The organism is Nocardia sp. MDA0666 (assembly GCF_003023875.1).
In the GTDB taxonomy this organism is placed as follows: domain Bacteria; phylum Actinomycetota; class Actinomycetes; order Mycobacteriales; family Mycobacteriaceae; genus Nocardia; species Nocardia aobensis.
The window spans coordinates 1-22,334 of sequence record NZ_PYHT01000031.1 but is presented as its reverse complement, the minus strand read 5'-3'; the positions used below and the strand labels follow the sequence as shown (position 1 = coordinate 22,334).

Here is a 22,334-nt window from a genome sequence, read left to right as displayed (position 1 = left end):
AGATGAATGCGCCGCCGCGTCGACCGGACACCCGACGCCGCGCACGAGGACAAGGCAGGGACCACATGAGCATCCTGTTCGGGATCGGTTTGGTGATCTGGTTCGTCAGCATCGCCGCGATGTTTCTCGCACGCGCCCTCGACGACCTCAGACAGCAGGCCTTCCGAGCGAGCCTGGGAATGTGCGCGGTGGGGTCGCTCCTCCTCGCCATCGGCACGCCGTTCGTCAGCGGTAATTCGACAGGGAAGAACATCCTGGTCAGCGGTGGATTCGTCGTGATGACGACCCTGTGCGCCTACTCGGTGGTGATCATGCGCCACCGGCCCGCCACTCCCCCGGTTCCGCTGCCGATCCCGTTCACCCCGCCGAGCGACAACCCCACCGATGCGCCGCAACCCCCGTCACAGGACTCGCAGACCCGCGTCCCCGCCGCGGACTCCCGCCCCCACGATCCGAGTCGCATGTGACCAGCGTCGTACCGCATAGGCCGAGTAAGGCGCGCTCACCTCACGGAGGGCGGCGAGTCACCGGCCCGTGGAATGGCTGCACCACGGGCACGCACAACGACGAGTTCGCCGGTGCGCGTGCGCAAGTCGGGCACTCTTCGCGGCTGACCGTGTACTGAGCGTGCAAACCGCCCCCGATTTTGCGGATTTCGCGCATTTTCACGCAGGTTTGCACGAATAGTTCAGCCGAGCACGCCGAGGCGCCCAGTACGTTTCGCCGCGCGCCCGGCGCGATCCAGGAGGTGGCGGCACCACCGCGCGTGGGTGGGCCGCTGCTGCATCCGGACCGCTACTGCCGGCAGGGCCAGACGATCCGCGAGGTGCTCGCGGGCCCGCGATCCAGTAGCTCGTGGCCGGGTTCCGAATCAGGGCAGAATGTCCGGGACGATCTGCGGCGCCTGTTCCGCCACAACGGTTCCCACCGCGACCCCGGCGTAGTACCCGGCGAAAGTACCCGCGACCGCACCGACGACACCACCCGCGACGGCTCCCACCGGGGCGCCGACAACCGTAGGACTCGCTATGAATCACCGGCCGCCGCACCCCGACGACCACTTGATCTGAATCGTAGTTGAGGTTCTAGCGTCGAAACGACAGTCGTCCACCGAAGGGAACCGCGATGAAGATCCTCGAAGTCGAGCTCACCACAACGAATCTCGCCGCCTCGACCGAGTTCTACCGCGACCTTCTCGGCCTTCCGGTCACCACGCAACCCGAGGCCATCGTCGTCGACATCGGCTCCAGCAGACTGACAGTGCGGGCGGGCACCACTTTCGACGGAGTGCATCACCTCGCCTTCGGCATCTCCCCGCTCGACTTCGACTCGGCCCGCCGATGGTTACGGCAGCGGACCGAGTTGATCACCGTCGCCGGGTCGGACATCATCGACGGCCCGGAAGGATGGGACTCCCGATCCCTGTATTTCCGAGGGCCCGAGGGGATCCTGCTGGAATTGATCGCCCGCCAGGCCGACCGAGCCGCCCCGGGCAGCGCCGACGAAACCCCGCGCCTGTTGTCGATCAGCGAGGTCGGCATCGGCGTGCCCGATGTCCGCCAGACCGTCCGTCACCTCGCCGAAGCGTTCGAACTCCCACCCTTCCCACCGCAACTGCCCGGATTCGCCCCGGTCGGCAGCCACGACGGATTACTCGTCCTGGCGAATTCCGGCCGAATCTGGTTCCCCACCGATCAGGACATTCCCGCCACCGGACCGCTCTCGATCCGCATCGAATCCGCAACCCACAGCGGAAATCTCACCCTGACAGACGAAGCCGTCGTCCAGACCGATAGTAGTGACAGCCGATAACTCCCTCGCGCACCGAACGAACGATGCGGGCCACCTACCACCGGATGCGACGTGCTGGTCCATGGGCACCGCGAATGCCTCGATTCCTTTCATGACGAGACGGTCGGCGGCCTGAACTCATCGTGCAAACTTCGCCGATTTATGCGGTTTTCCGGCAATTCCGTGGAGGTTTGCACGAAAAGTTGAGGGTGCACCGCGGTCCAACGCGCGTCAGGGTCAGCCCTGCTCGGCGAGGCGGACGAACGCTGCGGTGTCGAGTGTTTCGCCGCGGGCGGTGGGGGCGATTCCCGCGGCGAGCAAGCGGCGTTCCGCTTCGGCGGGGGATCCGGCCCAGCCCGCGAGGGCGGCGCGTAATGTCTTGCGGCGCTGGGCGAATGCGGCGTCCACCACGGCGAAGACCCGCTCGCGGTGGGCGGTGTCCAGTGACCAGGGTGGTTCGGTGAATCGTTCGATGCGGACCAGTCCCGACTCCACCTGGGGGACGGGCCAGAACACCTGGCGGCCGACGGCTCCCGCGCGGCGGACGGTGCCGAAGAAGCCGGCCTTCACGCTGGGGACGCCGTAGATGCGGGAACCGGGTTCGGCGGAGAGGCGGTCGGCCACCTCGGCCTGCACCATCACCAAAGCCGTTCGGATGCTGGGCAATTCGGCGAGCAGGTGCAGTAACACGGGTACCGCTACGTTGTAGGGCAGGTTCGCCACCAGTGCCGTCGGTTCACCGGGGATATCGGTGGCCGACACGCGCAGCGCATCGCCGGGAACCACGGTCAGCCGGCCGGCGAGCTCGGGGGCGCGGTCGGACACGGTTTCCGGAAGGTGCTGTGCGAGAACCGGATCCAGTTCCACCGCGATCACCCGGTCCACAACGTCGAGCAGTGCCAGTGTCAGCGACCCGAGCCCGGGGCCGACCTCGAGCACCACGTCGTCGCGTCCGACGCCGGCGGTCGCGACGATTCGCCGTACGGTGTTCGCGTCGTGCACGAAGTTCTGTCCGAGCTGCTTGGTAGGGCGCACGCCGAACCGTTCCGCCAGCACCCGCACTTCGGCGGGGCCGAGCAGTTCGGCCAGGCCACGGGCTTCGCTCACAGGTTCGGACACGCCCGACAAGGTATCAGTGCGGTCAGGGCACGTACGGCGTGGACTGCACTCGCGCGACGAACGCGTCCATCGCCGCCCACATCTGCGGATTCAGGTCGCAATGCTGCCCGGTGCCGACCACCGACCGCGCATCCACGCCGTTCGCGGCCAGCTGGGCGGCCAGTGCGGCGTGCAGCGGCGACGGCACGGTGCGGTCGGTGGCGTTGAGCAGCAACAGAATCGGCGCGTCGTAGCCGCTCGTGGGCACGGCCAGATAGTCGGTGAGGGCGGCCGTGAACCGCGGATCACCCAGCGGTCGCGACAGCAGATCGCCGAGGGAGGCGCCGTTGACCTGTTCGATCATCCCGTCCAGGCACAGGGTGCCGATGCTGTCGAGCAGTTGGCGCCCACGCGGGCTCAGATAGCTGTCGACATCGACATCCGGCCGGGTCTCCCGCATCCCGACGAGCACCCCCGCGATGAAGGCGGTACTGCCGTCGCCGAGCTGCGGGATATTCCGCACCCACGGCCCGGCGATGGGCAGCACATGTTCCAGATCCGATTCCGGGTCGACCGCGATGGTCCCGCGGAAGTCGAGCTCGGGCGCATAGCTCTGCTGGAGATGGCCCGTGCCCAGCGCGGCCTGACCACCCTGCGACGCACCGACGGCGATCCACGTGCGCGACAACTGCGGATAGGTCGCCCGCGCCGCCCGCAGCAGGTCGATGGTGGCGGTCGCCTCGGATTGCCGCTCCAGATACGGATGCGGCCCGGTGTCGAACGCGCCCAGCCCGAGATAGTCGGGCGCGACCACCGCGAAACCCTTGGACTGGAAGTACTGCAGGATGCGGTCTTCCTTGGCGCGACCGGACGGATAGGGCGCGGTACCCGGATTCGAGATGCCGCTGCAGCCCACGCCGAGTCCGCTCGTGCCGTGGTCGTAGGCGACCACCGGCCAGCCACCCGCCGGCGGCTCACCCGGCGGCAGGAACACCGCACCGCTGGCCGGAACAGACGCCCCCTGCGAAGTCGTCGTCCGATAGTCGAGCAACGCCCCTCCGGTCATACCGTGCCAGCCGTCCGGCTGCGCGGTGACCGACATCGTCGTTGCGGCCGGCTCGGCCGCGGCTTGCGGCACCGCGACGACCGAGGCGGCCGCCAGTGCGGTGAACATGGCCGCGGCCGTCAGCGGCCGACGGATCCGAGCGGAACATTTCGACAACCGCATGGGGCCACCTCACATCGTCGGGATCTGCTGATTTTACGGTGCACACACCGCACGGTCCGGAGATCCCCAGGCCGGGGCGTCGCGGAGCGTTGACGTCAATTGATACACGTTCTAGTTTCGGTGTACTCGCGGAACAAGCGGTGGCACATCCGGTCTCACCGCGCGCGACGCAGCAGGAGAGGACGGCCGCAATGATGCGCAGGCACGAGGGACGACGGGTGGTGGTGACCGGGGCGGGCTCCGGCATCGGGCGGGGCATCGTGGTGCGCATGCTCGCCGAGGGAGCGCACGTGGTCGGCGCCGACATCTCCGAGCCCGGGCTGAAAGAGACTGTGGCGGAGGTGGGTTCGGACCGCGATCGACTGCATACCGTCACCGTCGACGTGGCCGATCCGGAATCGGTGCGCCCCGCCGTCGCCGCGGCGGTCGATCATCTCGGCGGATTGGACGTGCTGGTCAACGCGGCCGGGATCATGCGCACCGCGCATACCCACGAGATGGCGTTCGAGAGCTGGAATCAGGTGATCGGCATCAATCTCACCGGCACCTTCCTGATGATGCAGGCGGCCATCCCGGCCCTGCTGCAGTCCGATCATCCGGTGATCGTGAACTTCTCCTCCACCGCCGCACTCGGCGCGAACCCGTACATGGCCGCCTACGCCGCATCCAAGGGCGGCGTGAACGCGATGACCCATGCGGTCGCGCTGGAGTATTCACAGAAGGGCCTGCGCGCGGTGAACATCGTCCCGGGCGGCATCACCAGCGGTATCACCAACAACCTGCAAACCCCCGAGGACGCCGACTGGAACCTCTTCTCCCGGCTGACCGGCTGGCTCAACGGCGGCGCCCTGGGCGAACCCGCCGACGTCGCGGGCGTGGTCGCCATGGTCGCCTCCGAGGACGGCCGCTACATCACCGGCTCGGAGATCCGCGTCGACGGCGGGGCGCTCATGTGAACTAGCTGATTCCCAAGCGACTCGTGCACGCGGGCCAGGCACCCCAGCCCTGCCGGGCCCGCGTCACCTCGGCGATCGCGATCTGCTCTTCCCGGGTGGCGAGATCCGGCCGCTCGGCGTACTTCAGACCGCCCTGCCTGGACCAGGTGCTCTGGTCGAACTGAATGCCGCCGAAGTACCCGTTGCCGGTGTTGATGGCCCAGTTGCCGCCCGATTCGCATTTGGCCAGCGCGTCCCAGACCGCACCGTCGCGCACGGGCGGCACCTCGGTGCCGGGCTTGGCGCCCTTGCGGACCGTCTTGGGCTGAGCGGGCACGACGACGGTGTGCCCGACGGCCTCGCGCGACTCTTCCCTGCCGTTGACGATCGAGACCGCGTAGGTGACGTCCTGCACCCCGGCCTTGCCGGGATTCTCGACGACGGTCCGGCTCATGTTGAGGTCGGTGTCCTCGATGACATTCTCGGTCGGATCGAGCGGTTCGCGTTCGGTGACCTTCTCGGTGCGCTTGCGGGTGACGGTGATCTTCATACCGTCGTGCAGCGGGGTGACGGCCGCGGGCTGCACGGTGTCCTCGCCGGTCAGTGGCACGCCCTGCACCTGCAGTAGCTCCCCGACCGTCGGTGCGGCAAGCCGCACGTAGCTCATCGGTTCGCCGTTGTCGGACAGCTGCACGGTGCGCGGGCTGGTGACGGCCAGCGCGGCGCCCTGCAGCGGCAGCGGGGTGGGACGCGAGGGCGAGACGAAGACGTCGCCGGGCAGCTGCAGTTGAGTCAGCGCGTCGGCGACGGTGTAGGCGGTGGTCCACACCTGTTTGGTCTTGCCGTCGAAGGTCAACGCGATCTGCCGGGCACGGTTGAGCGTGATGGTGGCGCCGTTGGTGACGTCGGCATCCCCGGACGGGGACACCGAATCCTTACCGGCCAGCTTGTAGCCACCGGCCTTGAGCACGCCCTTCACACTGGCGGCCATGGTGGTGACGGTCGTGCGCTGACCGTCGACGACCAGGGTGACGGTCTTGCGGCTGACGATCGCCAGACTCGCCCCGATGATCAGGGTGATCAGCATCGCGGCGATCGCCGCATACAGCAGCGGCGAGCGCGACGCGTTGATCCGCTGGAGAGCGGATATCCGAAACTCCGGCATGGTCACAATACGATAACGAGGGGGTCAGTCCCTGGCAACTGCATGCCGTGGAACAGGGGATTTCCACATCACGATTCGATATCGACGATCCGGAAATATCACGACCGCGCAATCGTAAGTGAACTGGAGCACACCTCGCATTCCGGTCGCGTTTTATGTGACGCACCGCACGCGCGGGGCTCAGCGCCTCGGCAACCGGTAGACCCGCTCGGCATTGGCGGTGGTGATCTCGGCCAGCGCCGCCGGATCCTGTTCGCGCAGCTCGGCCAGGGCCCGCACGGTGTAGGGCAGGCAGTACGGCTCGTTCGGCGCGCCCCGGAACGGGTGCGGGGTCAGGAACGGCGCATCGGTCTCCACCAGGATCAGCTCGTCCGGCACCAGCTTCGCGGCCTCGCGCAGTTCGTGCGCGTTCCGGAAACTCACCGTCCCGGAGAAGCTGAGCAGATACCCCTCGGCCACGCAGGCCAGCGCCATATTGGCGTCGGAGGAGAAGCAGTGGAAGATCACCGTCTCCGGCGCGCCCTCGTCCAGCAGGACCGCCAGCACGTCGTGATCGGCCTCTCGGTTGTGGATCATCAACGGCTTACCGAGTCGTTTCGCGAGGTCGATATGCCAGCGGAAGCCCTCGACCTGATCCTCGATATCGGCGCAGCCGTCGAGTTTGCCGGGCCAGTAGTAGTCGAGCCCGGTCTCGCCGACGGCGACCACCCGGGGGTCGGCGGCCAGCTTCTCCAGTTCGGCGCGGGCGGCATCGTCCAGGGCGTTCGCCCGGGTCGGATGGAGTGCGACCGCCGCGTACACGCGCGGATCCCAGTGCGCGGCGTCGACGGCGAAGCGGGCGGCATCGAGGTCGTCGGCGATGGTCACCACCCGGCCGACACCTACGGCGGCGGCCCGATCCACCATGGCGGCAACCGATTCCGCGTCCTCGGCGCCGCAGGCGTCGAGGTGGGTGTGCGCGTCGATCAACGGCGACAGCGGTTCGGGCGGCTCGGGTGCGGGTCGTTTACCGGGCATCGGACCAGATTAGACATACCGCACCGACGGCAGGTGAACCCGGCGGGAGCGCCGAGTGGACGACGGGATATCGACGCGAGGGATTATCGGCGGCGGATTAGAGTGGACACACCATGAGCGCACCCGAACGCACCTCACCGGCCTTCTACATCACCACGGCGATCGCCTATCCCAACGGCGCGCCGCATATCGGCCATGCCTACGAGTACATCTCCACCGATACGCTGGCGCGGTTCAAGCGGCTCGACGGCTACGACGTGTTCTTCATGACCGGCACCGACGAGCACGGCCAGAAGGTGCAGCAGGCCGCGCGTGCCGCCGGCGTCTCCGTGGAGGAATACGCCGCGCGCAATTCGGATGTGTTCGAACGCATGGACAAGGCGCTCGACATTTCCTACGACCGGTTCATCCGCACCACCGACGAGGATCACCTCGCCGCCAGCATCGCGATCTGGGAGCGCATGCAGGCCAACGGCGATATCTACCTCGACACCTATTCGGGCTGGTACTCGGTGCGCGACGAGGCCTTCTACACCGAGGAGGAGACCACCGTCGCCGAGGACGGGACGCGCCTGGCGACCGAAACCCGGACCCCGGTGGAATGGACCGAGGAGTCGAACTACTTCTTCCGGTTGTCGAAATATCAGGACCGGCTGCTCGAACTGTACGAGAACACACCGGATTTCATCCTGCCCGCGACCCGGCGCAACGAAATCGTCAGCTATGTGAAGGCCGGTCTGAAGGATCTGTCGATTTCGCGCACCACCTTCGACTGGGGTGTGCCGGTGCCCGGTGATCCGGCGCATGTGATGTACGTGTGGGTGGACGCGCTCACCAACTATCTGACCGGTGTCGGATTCCCGAATACCGATTCGGCGGCCTTCCAGCGGTTCTGGCCGGCGAATGTGCACATCATCGGCAAGGACATCACCCGCTTCCACACCGTCTACTGGCCGGCATTCCTGATGTCGGCGGGTATCGAATTGCCGAAACGCGTTTTCGTGCACGGCTTCTTGTTCAACAAGGGCGAGAAGATGTCGAAGTCGGTCGGCAACGTGGTGGATCCGCTGGCGCTGGTCGACCAGTACGGTCTCGACGCGGTGCGGTTCTTCCTGTTGCGTGAGATCTCCTACGGCCAGGACGGTTCCTACAGTCACGACGCCATCGTCGGGCGGATCAACACCGACCTGGCCAACGAATACGGCAATCTGGTGCAGCGCAGCCTGAAGATGGTGGCGCGCGATTTCGATTCCGCCGTACCGACTCCCGGCGAATTCACCGAGGCCGATCGGGAACTGCTCGATCGCGCGAACGGCCTGCTGGAGCGCTGCCGCACCGAATTCGACGGGCAGCAGCTGCATCTGGCGCTCGAGGCGATCTGGCTGACTCTCGGCGAGACGAACAAGTACTTCTCCGCGCAGCAGCCGTGGGCGCTGGCCAAGTCGGGCACGCCCGAGGATGTGGCCCGCGAGGCGACCGTGCTGTACGTGACCCTCGAGGTGCTGCGGATCGTGTCGATCCTGGTGCAGCCGGTGATCCCGGGTTCGGCCGGGCGGATTCTCGATCAGCTCGGTCAGACCGCGCGCACCTTCGCCGATCTCGCGACGCCGATCGAGGCCGGATTGGCCCTACCCGCGCCGGAACCGGTGTTCCCGAAGTACATCGAACCGAAGTAGAAGCAGGCGACCGGAGCCGGTTATGGATGTGGATTTCGCCGAGCGCCACCGCAGCGTTCGCGCCCACGCGCTCGGCACCCCCCGGGGCCGGCTCATCGGCGCGATGGTCGAATGTGTCGGCGCCCGTGGCTTTTCCGCGACGACACTCACCGATATCGTCGCCCGTGCCCACGTATCGCGAAGCACCTTCTACGAACACTTCGGCAACAAAGAGCATTGCTTCGTCGAGGCTGTCCACACGGGTATGGAGATGATCCGCGCCCGGATCGTCGACGAACTGGCACAACTGCCCCGGGATGCCGATCCGCGCTGCCGCATCGCCACCGTGATCACCACGTTCTGCGCGGTGATCGCGTCCGAACCGGACTTCGCGCGGCTGATCCTGGTGGAATCTCTGTTGGTCGGCGAAGCGAGCACCGACTTCCGGGACATGGCGCTGGACCGGTTCGCGACCATGTACCGGAAATATCACGACAAGGCCCGCGCCGCCGACCCTGCGATACCGGAACTGTCGGACGAGCTGATCGCGCTGGTGCCCGATGCAATCGGCGAGCGCACCCGCCGTGTCCTGGTGCGCGACGGCGCACAGCGCGTACCCGAATTAGCCCCCACCTTCATCGAATTCGCCAACGCCGCGCTGGGGTTGGCGCCGGCACCGGTGCACGCGTAGCGAGCGAGGCTTCTGTTTCCGCGCCGGGCACGGCGGCGACGGTGCCACCCAACCGCGGCGACCGGGCGACCCGGGACTATTCCGCGCGGGCGGCCAGGACCGCATCGTAGAGTTCGCGGCGCGACACCCCGCCCGCACGCGCGGCGACCTGTGCGCACGCGTCCTTGAGACGAATTCCGTCGGCGACCAGCTCCTCCACCTCGTCCACCAGATCGACGGGGTCGGCCGAAACCGGTTGCGCCCCTTCGACCACCACCGTGATCTCTCCGCGCGCGCCCTCGACGGCCCATGCCGCCAGCTCACCGAGTCCGCCGCGCACGACCTCCTCGTAGGTCTTGGTCAGCTCCCGGCACACCGCGGCCCGGCGTCCGGGGCCGAGGACCTCCGCCGCATCGGCCAGACAGTCGGCGAGCCGGTGCGGGGCCTCGAAGAACACCACGGCGCGCGGCTCGGTGACCAGGGTCGCGAACCACTGCTTGCGCTGCCCGGACTTGCGCGGGGCGAAGCCGTCGAAGCAGAACCGTTCCATCGGCAGTCCGGACAGGGCCAGGGCGGTGGTGACGGCCGAGGGACCGGGCAGACAGGTCACCGGCAGGTCCCGCTCGATACATGCCGCGACCATCCGGTAACCGGGGTCGCTGACCGAGGGCATCCCGGCATCGGTGACCAGCAGCACAGTCTTTCCGGATTCGATCTCGTCCAGTAGCAACGGAATTCGCGCGGCCTCCACATGATCGTAGAAGCTCACCACCCGCCCGGTGATCTCCACCTCGAGCGCCTTGGCCAGCGCCCGGGTCCGGCGCGTGTCCTCGGCGGCCACGACGTCCGCGCTCGCGAGGGCGTCGCGCAACCGCTGCGACGCATCACCGATATCGCCCATCGGCGTCGCCGCCAGCACCAACCGCCCGCCGTGCTCGCCCATCGCCGTCCTTTCCACCGCCGGCCGACCCATCCGACCGGCCACCACCGCGCACCCGCGCCCGGTCCGGGCAAACGCTACCCCTGGGGGCGGACCGCGCCCGAGTCCGCAGGTCGGCTCACCGCCGCGCAGCCCACCGCCGCACACCGCATACGATCGGAGCGTGACCCAGCTGACCGATACGCGACCGGCGATCGGCGCGGGCCCGGCCTTGTCCAGTCCGGCGCCGCTGCGCCCCGCACCCGATTTCGGGCCGACCGACCGGGCCCGGGGCTGGCTGGTCACGCTATTCCTGACGGTGGTCGCCGCGGTCACCCGGTTCACCATGCTGAACTACCCGACCGACGCCGGCACCCCGGTCTTCGACGAGAAGCACTACGCACCGCAGGCCTGGCAGGTGCTCACCGGCGGCGGGGTCGAGGACAATCCGGCCTACGGGCTGGTGGTCCATCCGCCGGTCGGTAAGCAGATGATCGCGCTGGGTGAGGCGCTGTTCGGATACACCAGCTGGGGCTGGCGATTCACCGCGGCGATCTTCGGATCGCTGCTGATCCTGCTGGTCATCCGCATCACCCGCCGGATGACCCGTTCCACCCTGATCGGCGCGATCGCGGGTGTGCTGTTGATCGCCGACGGCCTGACCTTCGTCTCCTCGCGCATCGGCATGCTCGACATCTTCCAGGCGGTCTTCGTCGTCGGCGCCTTCGGTTGCCTGATCGTCGATCGCGACGAGGTGCGGGCCCGCCTCGCCCGGGCCGACGCCGAAGGCCGGATAGCGCTCAGCGTGTTCGGCCCGCGACTGGGGGTGCGGTGGTGGCGGTTCGGGGCGGGTCTGCTGCTGGGGCTGTCGTGCGGAACGAAATGGTCGGGCCTGTATTTCATCCTGTTCTTCGGGCTGATGACGGTGTGTTTCGATGTGGCCGCGCGCAAGGCCTACGGGGTGCCGCGCCCCTGGGCCGGCACGGCGGTCCGCGATATCGGTCCGGCTCTGTATGCGCTGGTGGCGATTCCGCTGCTGGTCTACCTGGCCACCTATTGGGGCTGGTTCGCCAGCGAGGACGGTTACGACCGCTATTCGGTGGGCAATGCCGTCGGCGCCGGCGGCACCTGGTCGTGGATTCCGGACGCGTTGCGTTCGCTGTGGCACAACCAGGCCGAATCGCTGAAATTTCATCAGAGCCTGACCAATTCGGCCGGTAACCATCACCCGTGGGAATCCAAGCCGTGGTCGTGGCCGATGGGCCTGCGCCCGATGCTGTACTACTACGCCGACAACGGTGTCACCGGATGTGGGCAGGCGGTCTGTGTGAAGGCCGTGATGCTGATCGGCACGCCGGCGATGTGGTGGCTGTCGCTGCCGATGCTCGCCTGGGCGGTGTGGCGCACCGCCACCCGCCGCGACTGGCGGTACGCGGCGATGCTGGTCGGCTACGGCGCCGGGCTGCTGCCGTGGTTCGCGGATCTGGACCGGCAGATGTACTACTTCTACGCGGTCCCGATGGCGCCGTTCCTCGCGATGGGCCTGGCCCTGACGCTCGGCGATATCCTCGGCCCCGCGCCGCTGGTGCGGGCCCGGTCGGGGCGGTGGTTCGCGCTGGCCGGCGAACGCCGAAGTCTCGGACTACTTCTGGTGTGCCTGTATCTGGGTCTGGTGATCGCCAACTTCATCTGGCTGTGGCCCATTCTCACCGCCCTGCCGATCACGCCGTCCAATTGGCACGACCACCTCTGGCTACCCAGCTGGCGCTGAGGTTCGATGCGGCTAGGGGGTCTCGCCCAGCGCCGCCCGCACGTAGCGCAGCGCCGCCTCGTCGTCGAGCCCCAATCGGCGTACCGCCGCAACGTATTCCGTGGCCGCGCGCCCGGCCGCGTCGCGAGTCGGATCACCGGAGGAGGCGATGAACGACCCGAGCCGCCCCCGGGTCTCGAGCACACCGTCCTGTTCGAGTTCGCGGTAGGCGCGCGCGACGGTGTTCGGCGCCAAGCCGAGCCGAACGGCCAGCGCGCGCACCGTCGGAATCTTGGTTCCGGCGGTGAGTTCGCCGGATTGCACCCGGGCGACGATGCCCAGCCGCAGTTGTTCGTACGGCGGGACCGTCGATTGATGGTCGACCGGGATATCCAGCATCGGTTTTCACACCTCGTCACGCGACAGCGGGCAGGACAGGCAGCGAGGCCCGCCACGCCCGGAACCCAGTTCGGATCCCGGAATGGTCAGCACCTCGATGCCCGCATCGGCCAGCCGTGTATTCGTATTCTCGTTGCGTTCATAGGCCACCACGACCCCGGGCGCCAGTGCGAGGGTGTTGTTGCCGTCGTCCCACTGTTCCCGTTCGGCGGTCACCCCGTCCAGCCCGGTGTCGATGACCCGGAGTTTGTCGATACCCATCGCCTCGGCCGCGGCGGGCAGGAACGGATCCGGACCGCTCATCCGCACCGAATCGCCGTCGGACCGGATGGTGAACGCGCGCAACGAATTCTGCACACCCGGGTACATCACCACCGCATCGCGGTCGACCATGGTGCACACGGTGTCCAGATGCATGGTGGCCCGGTTCTGCGCGATCGGCACCACCAGCACGGTGTGGGCCAGCGCATCGTCGAAGAGACTGCGCGCCAGCGCTTCCGCACCCGCCGGGGAGGTGCGCTCCCCTACCCCGATCGCGACCACGCCGGGCGAAAGCAGTAGCACGTCACCGCCTTCCATCGGCGCGGTGTGCGATTCGTAGGCCCGGCGCACGCCGAGGAATCGCGGATGGAACGCGTATACCAGGTCGGTGAGCGAGGTTTCGCGGGCGCGGGCCGGCAGCGCGAGGGAGGTGATAGCCACCTTGGGCCCCACCCAGAACGAGGAGTCGCGGGTGAACAGCAGATTCGGCAGCGGTTCGATGACGAAATCGGTGCCGTGGTGCATCCGCCGCACCAGTGAGGCGGCGTCCGGTTCGAACGGCAATTCGTCGAAGGTCATGCCGGCCATGAGGATTCGCGCCAGATCCGGCGCGGGCACCGCGCGCAGATAGGTCTTCAGTTCCTCGGCCAGGGCGTAGCCGATGCGGCGGGCGTCGACGGCCGCGGTGATGCCCATACTGCGTCCGGCGCCGCTGACCGCCAGCGTCTCGGTCAGCAGATCGGCGAGCAACAGCACCTCGACACCGCGACCGCGCAGCACATCGGCGAAGATCTCGTGCTCCTGCTGGGCCCGCTCCACCCAGGGAATGGCGTCGAACAACAGTTGATCGTTGTTGCGCGGCGTGAGTCGGCGCAGCTCATCGCCCGGGCGATGCAGCAGTACCGCGCGCAGCGTCCCGACCTCGGTCGTCACGGAAAACGGTCGCGCCGGGGGCACAGCCTCTGTTCCCATATCCCGACCGTAATGGGCTCCCGCCGGGTTGGCACGAAATTGTTCGCCGACCACGCCGTATCCGGCGCCGGACGCTGTCGCCGCTGCGCGGCGGCGAAGTTCCCGGTTCTCGCCCGGCCACTCAGAACCTGAAGTATCGTTGAGGTATGCAGCATACGACGTGGCAAGCCAAGGAGCTCACCCCCGGCCAACTGTCGGAACGCAGCGGCGTCGCGGTGTCGGCACTGCATTTCTACGAACGCGAGGGCCTGATCGCCAGCCGCCGCACCAGCGGAAACCAGCGCCGCTACTCCCGGGAAACGCTGCGCCGGGTGGCATTCATCCGGATCTCGCAGCGCGTCGGAATTCCGCTCAGCGAAATTCGCAAGGCTCTCGACACCTTACCGGAGGGGCGTACTCCCAATCGGAAGGATTGGGAACGATTGTCGGTAACGTGGCGCACCGATCTCGATCAGCGGATCGAACAGCTCACCCGATTGCGCAACAGCCTCACCGACTGCATCGGCTGTGGCTGTCTGTCACTGGGCAGCTGCCGCATCGTCAACTATCACGACCGGCTCGGCGACGAGGGCCCCGGCGCGCGCACGCTCGATGTGAGCATCGACTGCACGCGGGCCGAGGGATGCGAGGAACCGACTGCGGCGGGCCGCGAAAACGTCACCGCGGCGGGCCGCGAAAACTCCACCGCGGCGGGCCGCGAAAACCTCACGGATGCCGATGTGACGGCGTGCGCCGAGAAGATGTGCGGGTGAATTTCGCCGAGCTCAGCGCAGGAAGCGATTGAACTGGTCGTTGGCGCGGCGCATCGTGAACTCGTAGGGCCAGGCGAACTTTCGCGCCCACCAATACCCGAACCGCACGTCGAACGAGGTGTAGACGAGAAAGCGATTCTTCTCGATGCCCCGGAAGATGGCTCGCGCGGCCTGGTCGGGCGAGGCGGCGTGCGACTGGAAACGCTTCACATACCGTTGGATTCGCGGATCGTCGCGGTCCACACCGGCGATCTCGACGGTCTGCACCAGGTGGGTGTTCACCGCGCCCGGCACCACCAGATGCACCGTGATCCCGTGCCGGGCCAGGTCGAAGCGCAGCACCTCCGATACGCCGCGCAACCCGTATTTGCTCGCGCTGTAGGCCGCATGCCAGGGAAAGGCCAGCAGCCCCGCCGCCGAGGACACGTTGACCAGCGCGCCGCCGCGCCCGGCCCGCACCATCTCCGGCACGAAGCTCTCGATGACGTGGATCGGGCCCATCAGGTTCACATCGACCATCGAGCGCCAGTGCCGGTGCTCGAGATTCTCGACGGTGCCCCAGGCCGAGATGCCGGCCACGTTCATCACCACGTCCAGGCTGTCGTGGCGAGCGTGCACATCCCGCGCGAAGGCGGCGACCGCCTCGTAATCGCTGATGTCGAGCGCCCGCGATTCCAGCACCTTGCCGCCGGTGCGCCCGATCTCCTCGACGGTCTCCGCGAGCCCGGCGGCGTCGATATCGGTCAGGACGAGTTCGGCCCCCTGCGCGGCGGCGGCAATCGCGGTCGCCCGACCGATTCCGTTGGCCGCGCCGGTGACCAGAGTCTTCTTGCCGCTCACGGACTTCAAGCGATCACGCACGCCGTTCCTCGAATGCTCTGCGGTGTGATGTCGGTGCTGGGCCGGCATCCGGACTGACTATCTCCGTCGCCCTGGAGCATACGTGTTCCCCGACACACCGCATCCGTACCGGGCCGCACGGGCACGTCTCGGCTACGACGATCCGCGCAATACCGACAGCATCCCGGCGACCGCGACCGGCCACGGGAATTGTTCGGCCCGCGAGCGCGCCGCACGCCGTCGCTGCGCCGCCGGGCGGGCCAGCACATCGGTGACGGCCTCGGCGAAGGCGGACGGGTGATCGGCGGCCACGGCACCGCATTCGGCGGTCACGATGTCGGCCAGCGCCGAGGAACGACTCGCCACCACCGGGGTGCCGGCGGCCAGCGCCTCGAGCGCCGCCAGTCCGAAGGTTTCGTGCGGACCGGGCGCGAGGGAGATGTCGGCACTGGCCAGCAGGGTCGCCAAATGTGTTCGGTCGTCGATGAATCCGGTGAAATGGACGCCGGGACGCCCGTCGGGCAACGCCGCCACACTGCGCGCCTGCCGGACCAGCGCGTCGCGGCGCGGGCCGTCCCCCGCGACCACCAGGCGCACGTTCACCCCGCCCCGGCGCAGATGATCCACCGCCTCGATACTGCGATCGACTCGCTTCTCCACCGACAGCCGCCCGCAGTGCACCACCAGATGCGAACCGCCGAGCCGCGCCCGCAGGGCCCGATCGTGACGATGCGGCGCGAACAGCTCCAGATCCACCCCCAACGGGACGAGCGCGACATTCGGGGCGTCGATCCGGTCGAATTCCGCACGGGCGAACGCGGTCGTGCAGACGACCATGTCGTAATCGGCGGCCGTGCGACGGTTGGCCACATCGGCGGCTCGGCGGGCGACCGAGGTGGGCAGCACCTGGCCGAGCAACCGGTCGAGACGCTCGTGCGAGATCATCACCGACGCGATGTCCCGGCGGCGGGCCCACCGTCCGAAACCGCGCAGCGTCAGCCGGTCCGACACCTCGAGCGCATCCGGCGCCAGCCCCGCCAGCAGATCGGCGACGCGGCGCGGATCGGCCGCGCGATATCCGCCCGTCCACGGAATCCCCACTGCCGGCACGGTCATCCGCATCACCCCGTTCGGTAGCACTTCCTCGCCTCGGCGCGCGCCCGGCACGATCAGCACCACTTCGTGCCCGGCCGCCACATATCCGGCGCCGAGGTGATGCAGCGCCGTGCGAAGTCCGCCCGAACGCGGCCCGTAGAAGTTCGCCAGCTGAGCGATGCGCACGCGCTGATCGTCCCCGTCCCGCGAACCGGCGGGACGAACACGGGATGAATGCTCGCGAAAGCCTGAACCAATGCCGCGTCCTCGGTCTTCCCGGCTCCCGGCGCGGGTGGAGTTCGGTACCGCGACGTTCGGTATGCGGGCGCGCGCAGCTCAGCCGGCCGCTACGACCCGGATCATGCCGTGCGCGCGCTCCGAACCGAGCCTCGACAATTGCGCCCGCACCACGGTCCAGTCCGAGTGTGCGAATCGGATGCGAAATACGAATTCCCTTGCCGGCGAATCGATCTCATCAGCGAAGACGGCCGCGAACGCCGCCCGGTAATCCCGCTGATCATCGGGATGCACGATCGGCCGTTCGGTGCTCCAGCGTTCCAGCGGCGGTGGCGGCGGACTGGCCCACTCGTACACCAGCCCCATCGCCAATTCGACGAACCCCACACCGGCATCCGGCGACCGCGACACCGCCCGGGTGATCGCCAGATCGGTATCCGGACGTGGCGGGCTGACGTCGGTGATCTCGTGCAACAGCGCGCGGGTGACATGCGCGGTCCGGGTCGAGACGGCCAGATGCGGATCCTCGCGATGCACCCGGATGACCAGCTGGAAGTTGCGCACGATCTCGTCGTCACCGCGAATCGCCAGTTCCCCCTGCCAGCGACCGGCCGGGTCGGTGCCCGCCACCACCGCGGTGTAGCCCATCCGCTCGTCGAAGCGCACCATCCGCCCGAACACCTCCGGCGGCGTGCGCACCACCCTCACGTATTCGGGGGCGCGGGCGAAGGCGAGTTCCTCCAGGCCGGGGCCGTGGTGGGCGAGTTCGGTACCGGAATCCCAGTCCCATGCCGCGACCGCGCGCCGGGGCGGCGGCTGCTGTCCCGCGCCACCCACCCATACCTGCACCCCGTGCACTGTCCCGAACGAGCAGAAGACCGGCACCGCGATCGCGGTCCAGCCGCCCTCGGAGAGGACGATCCGGCCGTCCGCCGACTCCACCGAGCCGGACGGAACGGCCGCTGCTGCTGACTCGACGGCGGCGGCTGCCAGCGCGGAGGCACCCGCCCCGAGGGAACGTCCGGCGCGCGAAAGACTCGTCCATTCCCGGATGCGAGGCCCGTCGGCGACGATCGTCGGCGCACTCGCGGGCCCGAGCGTTTCCACCAGGAGCCATGGCGAACCCACGGATTCGGCGACGGCCATACCCGGAAAATCAGATCCGATGCGCCCCACGGGAAACCCGCGGGAGTTCCAGGTCGAGCGGGATCCGCCCCTCCACCAGATGCGGTTCGGCCTCGTCGGCGGGCATCGGCCGCGCGATGAGGAAGCCCTGCGCCCGGTAGCAGCCCAGCCCGACCAGGGTGCGTGCGGCCACCGCCGTCTCCACCCCTTCGCCGACCACCCCGAGACCGAACGAACCGGCAAGCCCCACAATCGATTTCACGATCGCCAGATCGTCGGTGCTGGCGCCGAGCCGCTGCACGAAACCGCGGTCGATCTTCACCGCGTCCACCGGCAGGGCCTTGAGATGCGACAGCGAACTGTAGCCGGTGCCGAAATCGTCGATCGCGATCTGCACACCCATGCGCTTGAGTCCGCGCAAGGTCACCTGCGTGCGGGTCAGATCCGAGACCACGACGTGTTCGGTGATCTCCAGACACACCGAACTGCCGTCGATTCCGTGCCGGCGCAGCACATCCTCGACACATTCCACGAAGTCCAGGCTCACCAACTGCACCGGCGAGACATTGATCCGGATCACCACGTTCGAGGCCAGCCCGGCGCGCCGCCATTTCGCGAATTGCGCCAGGGCCGTGCGCAATACCCAGCGACCGAGTTCGCCGGCCAGATTCGTCGCCTCAGCCACCCCGACGAACGCACCGGGCGGCAGCAGTCCGCGGGTGGGATGCTGCCAGCGCACCAACGCCTCCAGCGCCACGATGCGCCCGGTCCGCAGATCCACCTCGGGCTGATAGTGCAGCAGCAGCGAACCGTCGGAGACCGCGCCGCGCAGATTCAGCTCGACGTCGTCCTGCAGTTCGAACTGCGCGCGCATGGCATCGGTGAACACCGCGACGCCGTTGCCGCCACCGGATTTCGCCGACAACAGCGCATGGTCGGCCCGGCGCAGCAGATCGGCGACGGTGGTCTCTCCCGGCATACCCAGCGCCACACCGACACTCGCGCCGCGACTCACCGTTTCCCCGCCGACCGACACCCGGCGGGTGATCAACTGCTGAATCCTGGTGGCCTCGAGTTCCGCCGCGACCGGATCCACGGGTTTGGCCGGAACGATGACGAATTCGTCGCCACCCAGCCGCGCGATCATGTCGTTCGGATCGAGATGTTCCTTCAGTCGCGACGACAGGGTGCGGATGAAATTGTCACCGGCGGTATGCCCAAGGAAATCGTTGAGCGCCTTGAGCCGGTCGAGATCGAGGAAGAAGGCGGCGACCGGCCCCGAACTGCCCGGACGCAATCGCTCCTCCATATGTTCGAGCAGGGCGCGACGGTTGGCCAATCCGGTGAGGTCGTCGTGCAGGGCGATGTAGCGCAGCCGTTCCTCGGCCACCACCCGGGCCTGCAATTGCGCCAGCAGCGCCGCGATCGCCTTCAGGACGTTGATTTCCCGGGTGCTCCACTGCCGGTCGCCCTGTTTCATGAATCCGAGTAATCCGGTCGGCTCACCGCGCGACATCAGCGGAACCGTCGCTGTCGTCACGTCGGTCAGTCCGGAACGGCGAATCGTCTCCTGATAATCGGAGAATTCCGGGGTGGGGCGGGCGATCATCGGTTCGGTGGCGTGCTCGACGGCGCGGAACACCGAATCGGCCTGTTCGAAATACACCACACGCAGTGGGTCGGGGTCGGGCACGCCCTGGCGCGGCGGCCATTCGGCGACCAGCACCGTCGCCCGCCGTTCCCGGTCGGTATGGCGGACGAAACTGAAATCGACGTCGAAGTAGTCGACCAGTTTGGCCAGCACTCGTTCGGTCGCCGCCACCATCGTCGTGGCGTCGACACCCATCAACTCCGCGGCGACCTGGGTCACCAACGAGTCGAGCGTTCGCCGAGGCACCTTGTCTCCGATCGCGCTATCCACGGCATGTCAAGGGAAGGACGTCCACGCCCCGAGCATCGATGAATCCGCCCTGAACCGACGTTAGTGTATCGACGTATTGCGATGAAATCGCGGCGAGTTCGCGGAGAGGTGCGGCGGAGAATTCGCCGAGGGCCGGCACGAGGGCCGTACGGCGGGGTCGCACAGGGTGGTCAGCAGCCATATCGACGCAGCGCCTCCGGTGCGACATCCAGCCCAGTCATACGGTTCCTACTCTGTTGCTGCGCGGCGCGGCGCGATCTTTCGGCCACCTCCGCTCGGCACGCGATACCGCCGGTGTCGGGTATGGCCACCTAGGGAAGTATCCGTCATCCCTCCGAAATTGACCAGACGTCCGGCAAATCTTCCGAAACCCGAGCGTGGCGCGCGGTATCGATCGAGGTCATCCAGTCGGTGTCCTGCACCACACAGAACAAAAAGACCGCCCGGTTCACATTTGGTTACCCATTGGCAATCGAATATCACACCAGAATCGAGATGAACAACTCCAACCGGTCGGGACCACGCCACACCTCGATCTCCTCGCGGTACGCGCGGGTGATCTCGGCCGACGCGGTGGCGTCGTCGACCTGAGCCCAGACATCCTCGACCGGATCGTGATAATCACCGTTGGGTTCGAATCGGGCATATACGCCCTTCGGGACACGAATCATCACATCACCGACCGGGACCTCTTTGGGTGCGTGATATTCGTAGCTGACCAGCACGTTGTAATTTCCGGCCGGATCCGGCACGTAAACGGTGTACAGCGGGCCGCCGATCTCGCGATCACGCAGCCGGTCACGCAGGAATTCGATCAGCTCACTGTTGCTGACCTTGAAACTCGGCCGGACCCGCGGCACCACCAGGCCGCCGTAGATGGCCGCGTCGCGGACCACGATCGAATACGTCATCGGGGGTCTACCGCCAGGTACAAATCGATCTTGTACGCGTGCGGATAGCATTCGAAATCCCCGGTGAAGGTGCGTTTGATCTGGTTGTGTTCCTCGGCATAGGCGATCTGAGTCCACAGGTCGGTCATGATCTGCGGAAAATTGCCGACCGCGGAGAAACGCGCATAGGCGCCGGCGGGCAGACGGGACACGATATGCCCGCGGGTCACCCGGTCGAACGAGGTGCATTCGTAGCCGACGATCTGCGTGTTGAAGGTACCCAGATCGGGGGCGTAATCGGTGTACGAGGAGGCCAGCGGGCCGCCCAATTCCTGATGCAGCACCGCGGCCCAGGCCGCCTCGAGATCCCGGTCGCGCAGTTCTCCGAGCGCACGTTTCGGACTGCGCACCGGTAGCCCGGCGACCCACGTCTCGTCCCGCTCGACGATTTCGAACTGCATGCAAGAACTCTCTCGATGTGATCGCGTCGGGCCGCGCAACCGGTGCTGCGGCGGACCGTCCGGCCGGAAACGCCATGCTATCAACATCGAAAGCTACGGACCTGCACGTCTGCTGCCGGGACAGCTGATCATCCGACCGGTCCGGTTCCAGCGACCTGTCGGCTTTTCGACCGACAGCCGCCCCCATCCCGAAAATCGGCGACTCTCCTCGCCGCCGCGAACACCTCGCGCCGGATCGAACGAATCGCCCACAAGGCACGAATCAGCATGTACCGGACGGCGTGCCGAGTCTCGCAAACAGACAGCTATCGACAGCGGTAGGTGTGACACAACCGCAGAAAGGGCAGACTCGCAGGGGCCCCGACCGAACGGAGGACCGATGGTGCGTCGCACCGCCCACGGCGAAACGCCCAACACCGCCGCAACCGCGTCGGCCGACTACCCCGACCTCGACGCCATGGACACCGCGCTCACCGACTGCCGCGCCTGCCCGCGACTGGTCGCCTGGCGCGAACAGGTCGCCCGCGAGAAGCGCGCCGCCTTCCGCGACGAAACCTACTGGGGCCGCCCGGTGACCGGTTTCGGGCCCGCCGACGCCGCCATGCTACTGGTCGGCCTCGCCCCGGCCGCCCACGGCGGAAACCGCACCGGCCGGATGTTCACCGGCGACCGCAGCGGCGACGTACTCTTCGCCTCCCTCTACACCATCGGCGCCGCCACCCAGCCCACCGCCACCCGCCGCGACGACGGCCTCCGGCTGATCGGCACCCGCGTCACCTCCCCCGTGCACTGCGCGCCCCCGGACAACAAACCCACCATCGACGAACGCGACCGCTGCCGGCACTGGCTGATCAACGAACTCGAATTGCTTTCCCCCACAGTCCGTTCCGTCGTCGTCCTCGGCGCCTGGGGCTGGCAGGCACTCATGCCCGCCCTCACCGCGGCCGGCTGGCAGGTCCCCCGCCCCCGCCCCAAATTCGGCCACGGCGTCCACTACTCGATCGAACCCGCCCGCCCCGGCCGCCACCGCCTCGAACTGTTCGGCAGCTACCACGTCAGCCAGCAGAACACCTTCACCGGCCGCCTCACCCCCGCCATGCTCGACACCGTCCTCGCCGAAGCCGCCACCGCCGCCGGCCTCCACCTCACCCCT

The 22,334-nt window shown here is 67.6% G+C and carries 22 protein-coding genes; 8 read left to right on the top strand and 14 right to left on the bottom strand.

What is annotated here, in order from left to right; genetic code table 11:
* Positions 1 to 65: 65 nt before the first annotated feature.
* Positions 66 to 467, top strand: a complete 402-nt coding sequence (locus tag C8258_RS29085; protein WP_106957879.1) for a hypothetical protein — start codon at positions 66 to 68, stop codon at positions 465 to 467.
* 404 nt (positions 468 to 871) lie between these two features.
* Here the strand turns inward: C8258_RS29085 and C8258_RS33535 are convergent, their stop codons facing one another.
* On the bottom strand, positions 872 to 1,000 hold the full coding sequence (locus tag C8258_RS33535; RefSeq protein WP_255420475.1) for a hypothetical protein: 129 nt from the start codon (positions 998 to 1,000) through the stop codon (positions 872 to 874).
* Positions 1,001 to 1,125: 125 nt separating this feature from the next.
* On the opposite strand from C8258_RS33535, the gene C8258_RS29080 reads away from it, so the two are divergent.
* Positions 1,126 to 1,812 (top strand): VOC family protein, encoded by a 687-nt coding sequence (locus C8258_RS29080; protein ID WP_106957878.1) that lies wholly within the window; start codon positions 1,126 to 1,128, stop codon positions 1,810 to 1,812.
* Between the two features lie 216 nt (positions 1,813 to 2,028).
* On the opposite strand, the gene rsmA is transcribed toward C8258_RS29080, so the two are convergent.
* Positions 2,029 to 2,910, bottom strand: coding sequence for a 16S rRNA (adenine(1518)-N(6)/adenine(1519)-N(6))-dimethyltransferase RsmA (gene rsmA, locus C8258_RS29075; protein WP_106957877.1), 882 nt, complete (start codon positions 2,908 to 2,910; stop codon positions 2,029 to 2,031).
* A gap of 22 nt (positions 2,911 to 2,932) precedes the next feature.
* Positions 2,933 to 4,117, bottom strand: coding sequence for an alpha/beta fold hydrolase (locus C8258_RS29070; protein WP_233225417.1), 1,185 nt, complete (start codon positions 4,115 to 4,117; stop codon positions 2,933 to 2,935).
* Positions 4,118 to 4,311: 194 nt separating this feature from the next.
* Here C8258_RS29070 and C8258_RS29065 point away from each other — a divergent pair, with 194 nt between their 5' ends.
* A complete protein-coding gene (locus C8258_RS29065) occupies positions 4,312 to 5,073 on the top strand; it encodes an SDR family NAD(P)-dependent oxidoreductase (RefSeq protein WP_106957907.1) in 762 nt (253 codons plus the stop codon).
* Between the two features lies 1 nt (position 5,074).
* On the opposite strand, the gene C8258_RS29060 is transcribed toward C8258_RS29065, so the two are convergent.
* Entirely contained in the window at positions 5,075 to 6,202 is a 1,128-nt protein-coding gene (locus C8258_RS29060; RefSeq protein WP_106957906.1) for a resuscitation-promoting factor, read from the bottom strand.
* A 195-nt stretch (positions 6,203 to 6,397) separates the two neighbouring features.
* A complete protein-coding gene (locus C8258_RS29055) occupies positions 6,398 to 7,234 on the bottom strand; it encodes a TatD family hydrolase (protein ID WP_036505201.1) in 837 nt (278 codons plus the stop codon).
* Positions 7,235 to 7,347: 113 nt separating this feature from the next.
* Here C8258_RS29055 and metG point away from each other — a divergent pair, with 113 nt between their 5' ends.
* Positions 7,348 to 8,910 carry a methionine--tRNA ligase gene (gene metG / locus C8258_RS29050; protein ID WP_106957876.1) on the top strand — a complete coding sequence of 521 codons (1,563 nt, stop codon included), beginning with the start codon at positions 7,348 to 7,350 and terminating at the stop codon, positions 8,908 to 8,910.
* Positions 8,911 to 8,932: 22 nt separating this feature from the next.
* Positions 8,933 to 9,580, top strand: coding sequence for a TetR/AcrR family transcriptional regulator (locus C8258_RS29045; protein WP_106957875.1), 648 nt, complete (start codon positions 8,933 to 8,935; stop codon positions 9,578 to 9,580).
* Positions 9,581 to 9,656: 76 nt separating this feature from the next.
* Here the strand turns inward: C8258_RS29045 and rsmI are convergent, their stop codons facing one another.
* On the bottom strand, positions 9,657 to 10,502 hold the full coding sequence (rsmI, locus tag C8258_RS29040) for a 16S rRNA (cytidine(1402)-2'-O)-methyltransferase (protein WP_106957874.1): 846 nt from the start codon (positions 10,500 to 10,502) through the stop codon (positions 9,657 to 9,659).
* A 160-nt stretch (positions 10,503 to 10,662) separates the two neighbouring features.
* Between rsmI and C8258_RS29035 the strand changes: the two genes are divergently transcribed.
* Entirely contained in the window at positions 10,663 to 12,249 is a 1,587-nt protein-coding gene (locus C8258_RS29035) for a dolichyl-phosphate-mannose--protein mannosyltransferase (RefSeq protein ID WP_106957873.1), read from the top strand.
* A 12-nt stretch (positions 12,250 to 12,261) separates the two neighbouring features.
* Here the strand turns inward: C8258_RS29035 and C8258_RS29030 are convergent, their stop codons facing one another.
* Positions 12,262 to 12,627: a GntR family transcriptional regulator gene (locus tag C8258_RS29030; RefSeq protein WP_036505276.1), complete on the bottom strand. Its 366-nt coding sequence runs from the start codon at positions 12,625 to 12,627 to the stop codon at positions 12,262 to 12,264.
* Between the two features lie 6 nt (positions 12,628 to 12,633).
* Complete coding sequence (arcA, locus tag C8258_RS29025) at positions 12,634 to 13,860, bottom strand: arginine deiminase (protein ID WP_106957872.1); 1,227 nt, start codon at positions 13,858 to 13,860, stop codon at positions 12,634 to 12,636.
* Positions 13,861 to 14,006: 146 nt separating this feature from the next.
* Here arcA and soxR point away from each other — a divergent pair, with 146 nt between their 5' ends.
* Positions 14,007 to 14,612, top strand: coding sequence for a redox-sensitive transcriptional activator SoxR (gene soxR, locus C8258_RS29020; RefSeq protein WP_106957871.1), 606 nt, complete (start codon positions 14,007 to 14,009; stop codon positions 14,610 to 14,612).
* 12 nt (positions 14,613 to 14,624) lie between these two features.
* On the opposite strand, the gene C8258_RS29015 is transcribed toward soxR, so the two are convergent.
* From C8258_RS29015 to C8258_RS28990, 6 genes are all read right to left on the bottom strand, one after another.
* The gene (locus tag C8258_RS29015; protein WP_106957870.1) at positions 14,625 to 15,521 is read right to left on the bottom strand and encodes an SDR family oxidoreductase; all 897 of its coding nucleotides are present in this window, start codon (positions 15,519 to 15,521) and stop codon (positions 14,625 to 14,627) included.
* Positions 15,522 to 15,605: 84 nt separating this feature from the next.
* Entirely contained in the window at positions 15,606 to 16,733 is a 1,128-nt protein-coding gene (locus C8258_RS29010; protein WP_106957869.1) for a glycosyltransferase, read from the bottom strand.
* 150 nt (positions 16,734 to 16,883) lie between these two features.
* On the bottom strand, positions 16,884 to 17,930 hold the full coding sequence (locus C8258_RS29005) for a GAF domain-containing protein (protein WP_106957868.1): 1,047 nt from the start codon (positions 17,928 to 17,930) through the stop codon (positions 16,884 to 16,886).
* A gap of 10 nt (positions 17,931 to 17,940) precedes the next feature.
* Entirely contained in the window at positions 17,941 to 19,755 is a 1,815-nt protein-coding gene (locus C8258_RS29000; protein WP_106957905.1) for an EAL domain-containing protein, read from the bottom strand.
* 554 nt (positions 19,756 to 20,309) lie between these two features.
* Complete coding sequence (locus C8258_RS28995; RefSeq protein WP_063006705.1) at positions 20,310 to 20,741, bottom strand: effector binding domain-containing protein; 432 nt, start codon at positions 20,739 to 20,741, stop codon at positions 20,310 to 20,312.
* Complete coding sequence (locus C8258_RS28990) at positions 20,738 to 21,181, bottom strand: GyrI-like domain-containing protein (RefSeq protein ID WP_039780728.1); 444 nt, start codon at positions 21,179 to 21,181, stop codon at positions 20,738 to 20,740. The genes C8258_RS28995 and C8258_RS28990 overlap by 4 nt, the downstream gene beginning before the upstream one ends.
* A 379-nt stretch (positions 21,182 to 21,560) precedes the next feature.
* Between C8258_RS28990 and C8258_RS28985 the strand changes: the two genes are divergently transcribed.
* Positions 21,561 to 22,334: uracil-DNA glycosylase (locus C8258_RS28985; RefSeq protein ID WP_369974828.1), on the top strand; the 774-nt coding region annotated here is incomplete at its 3' end.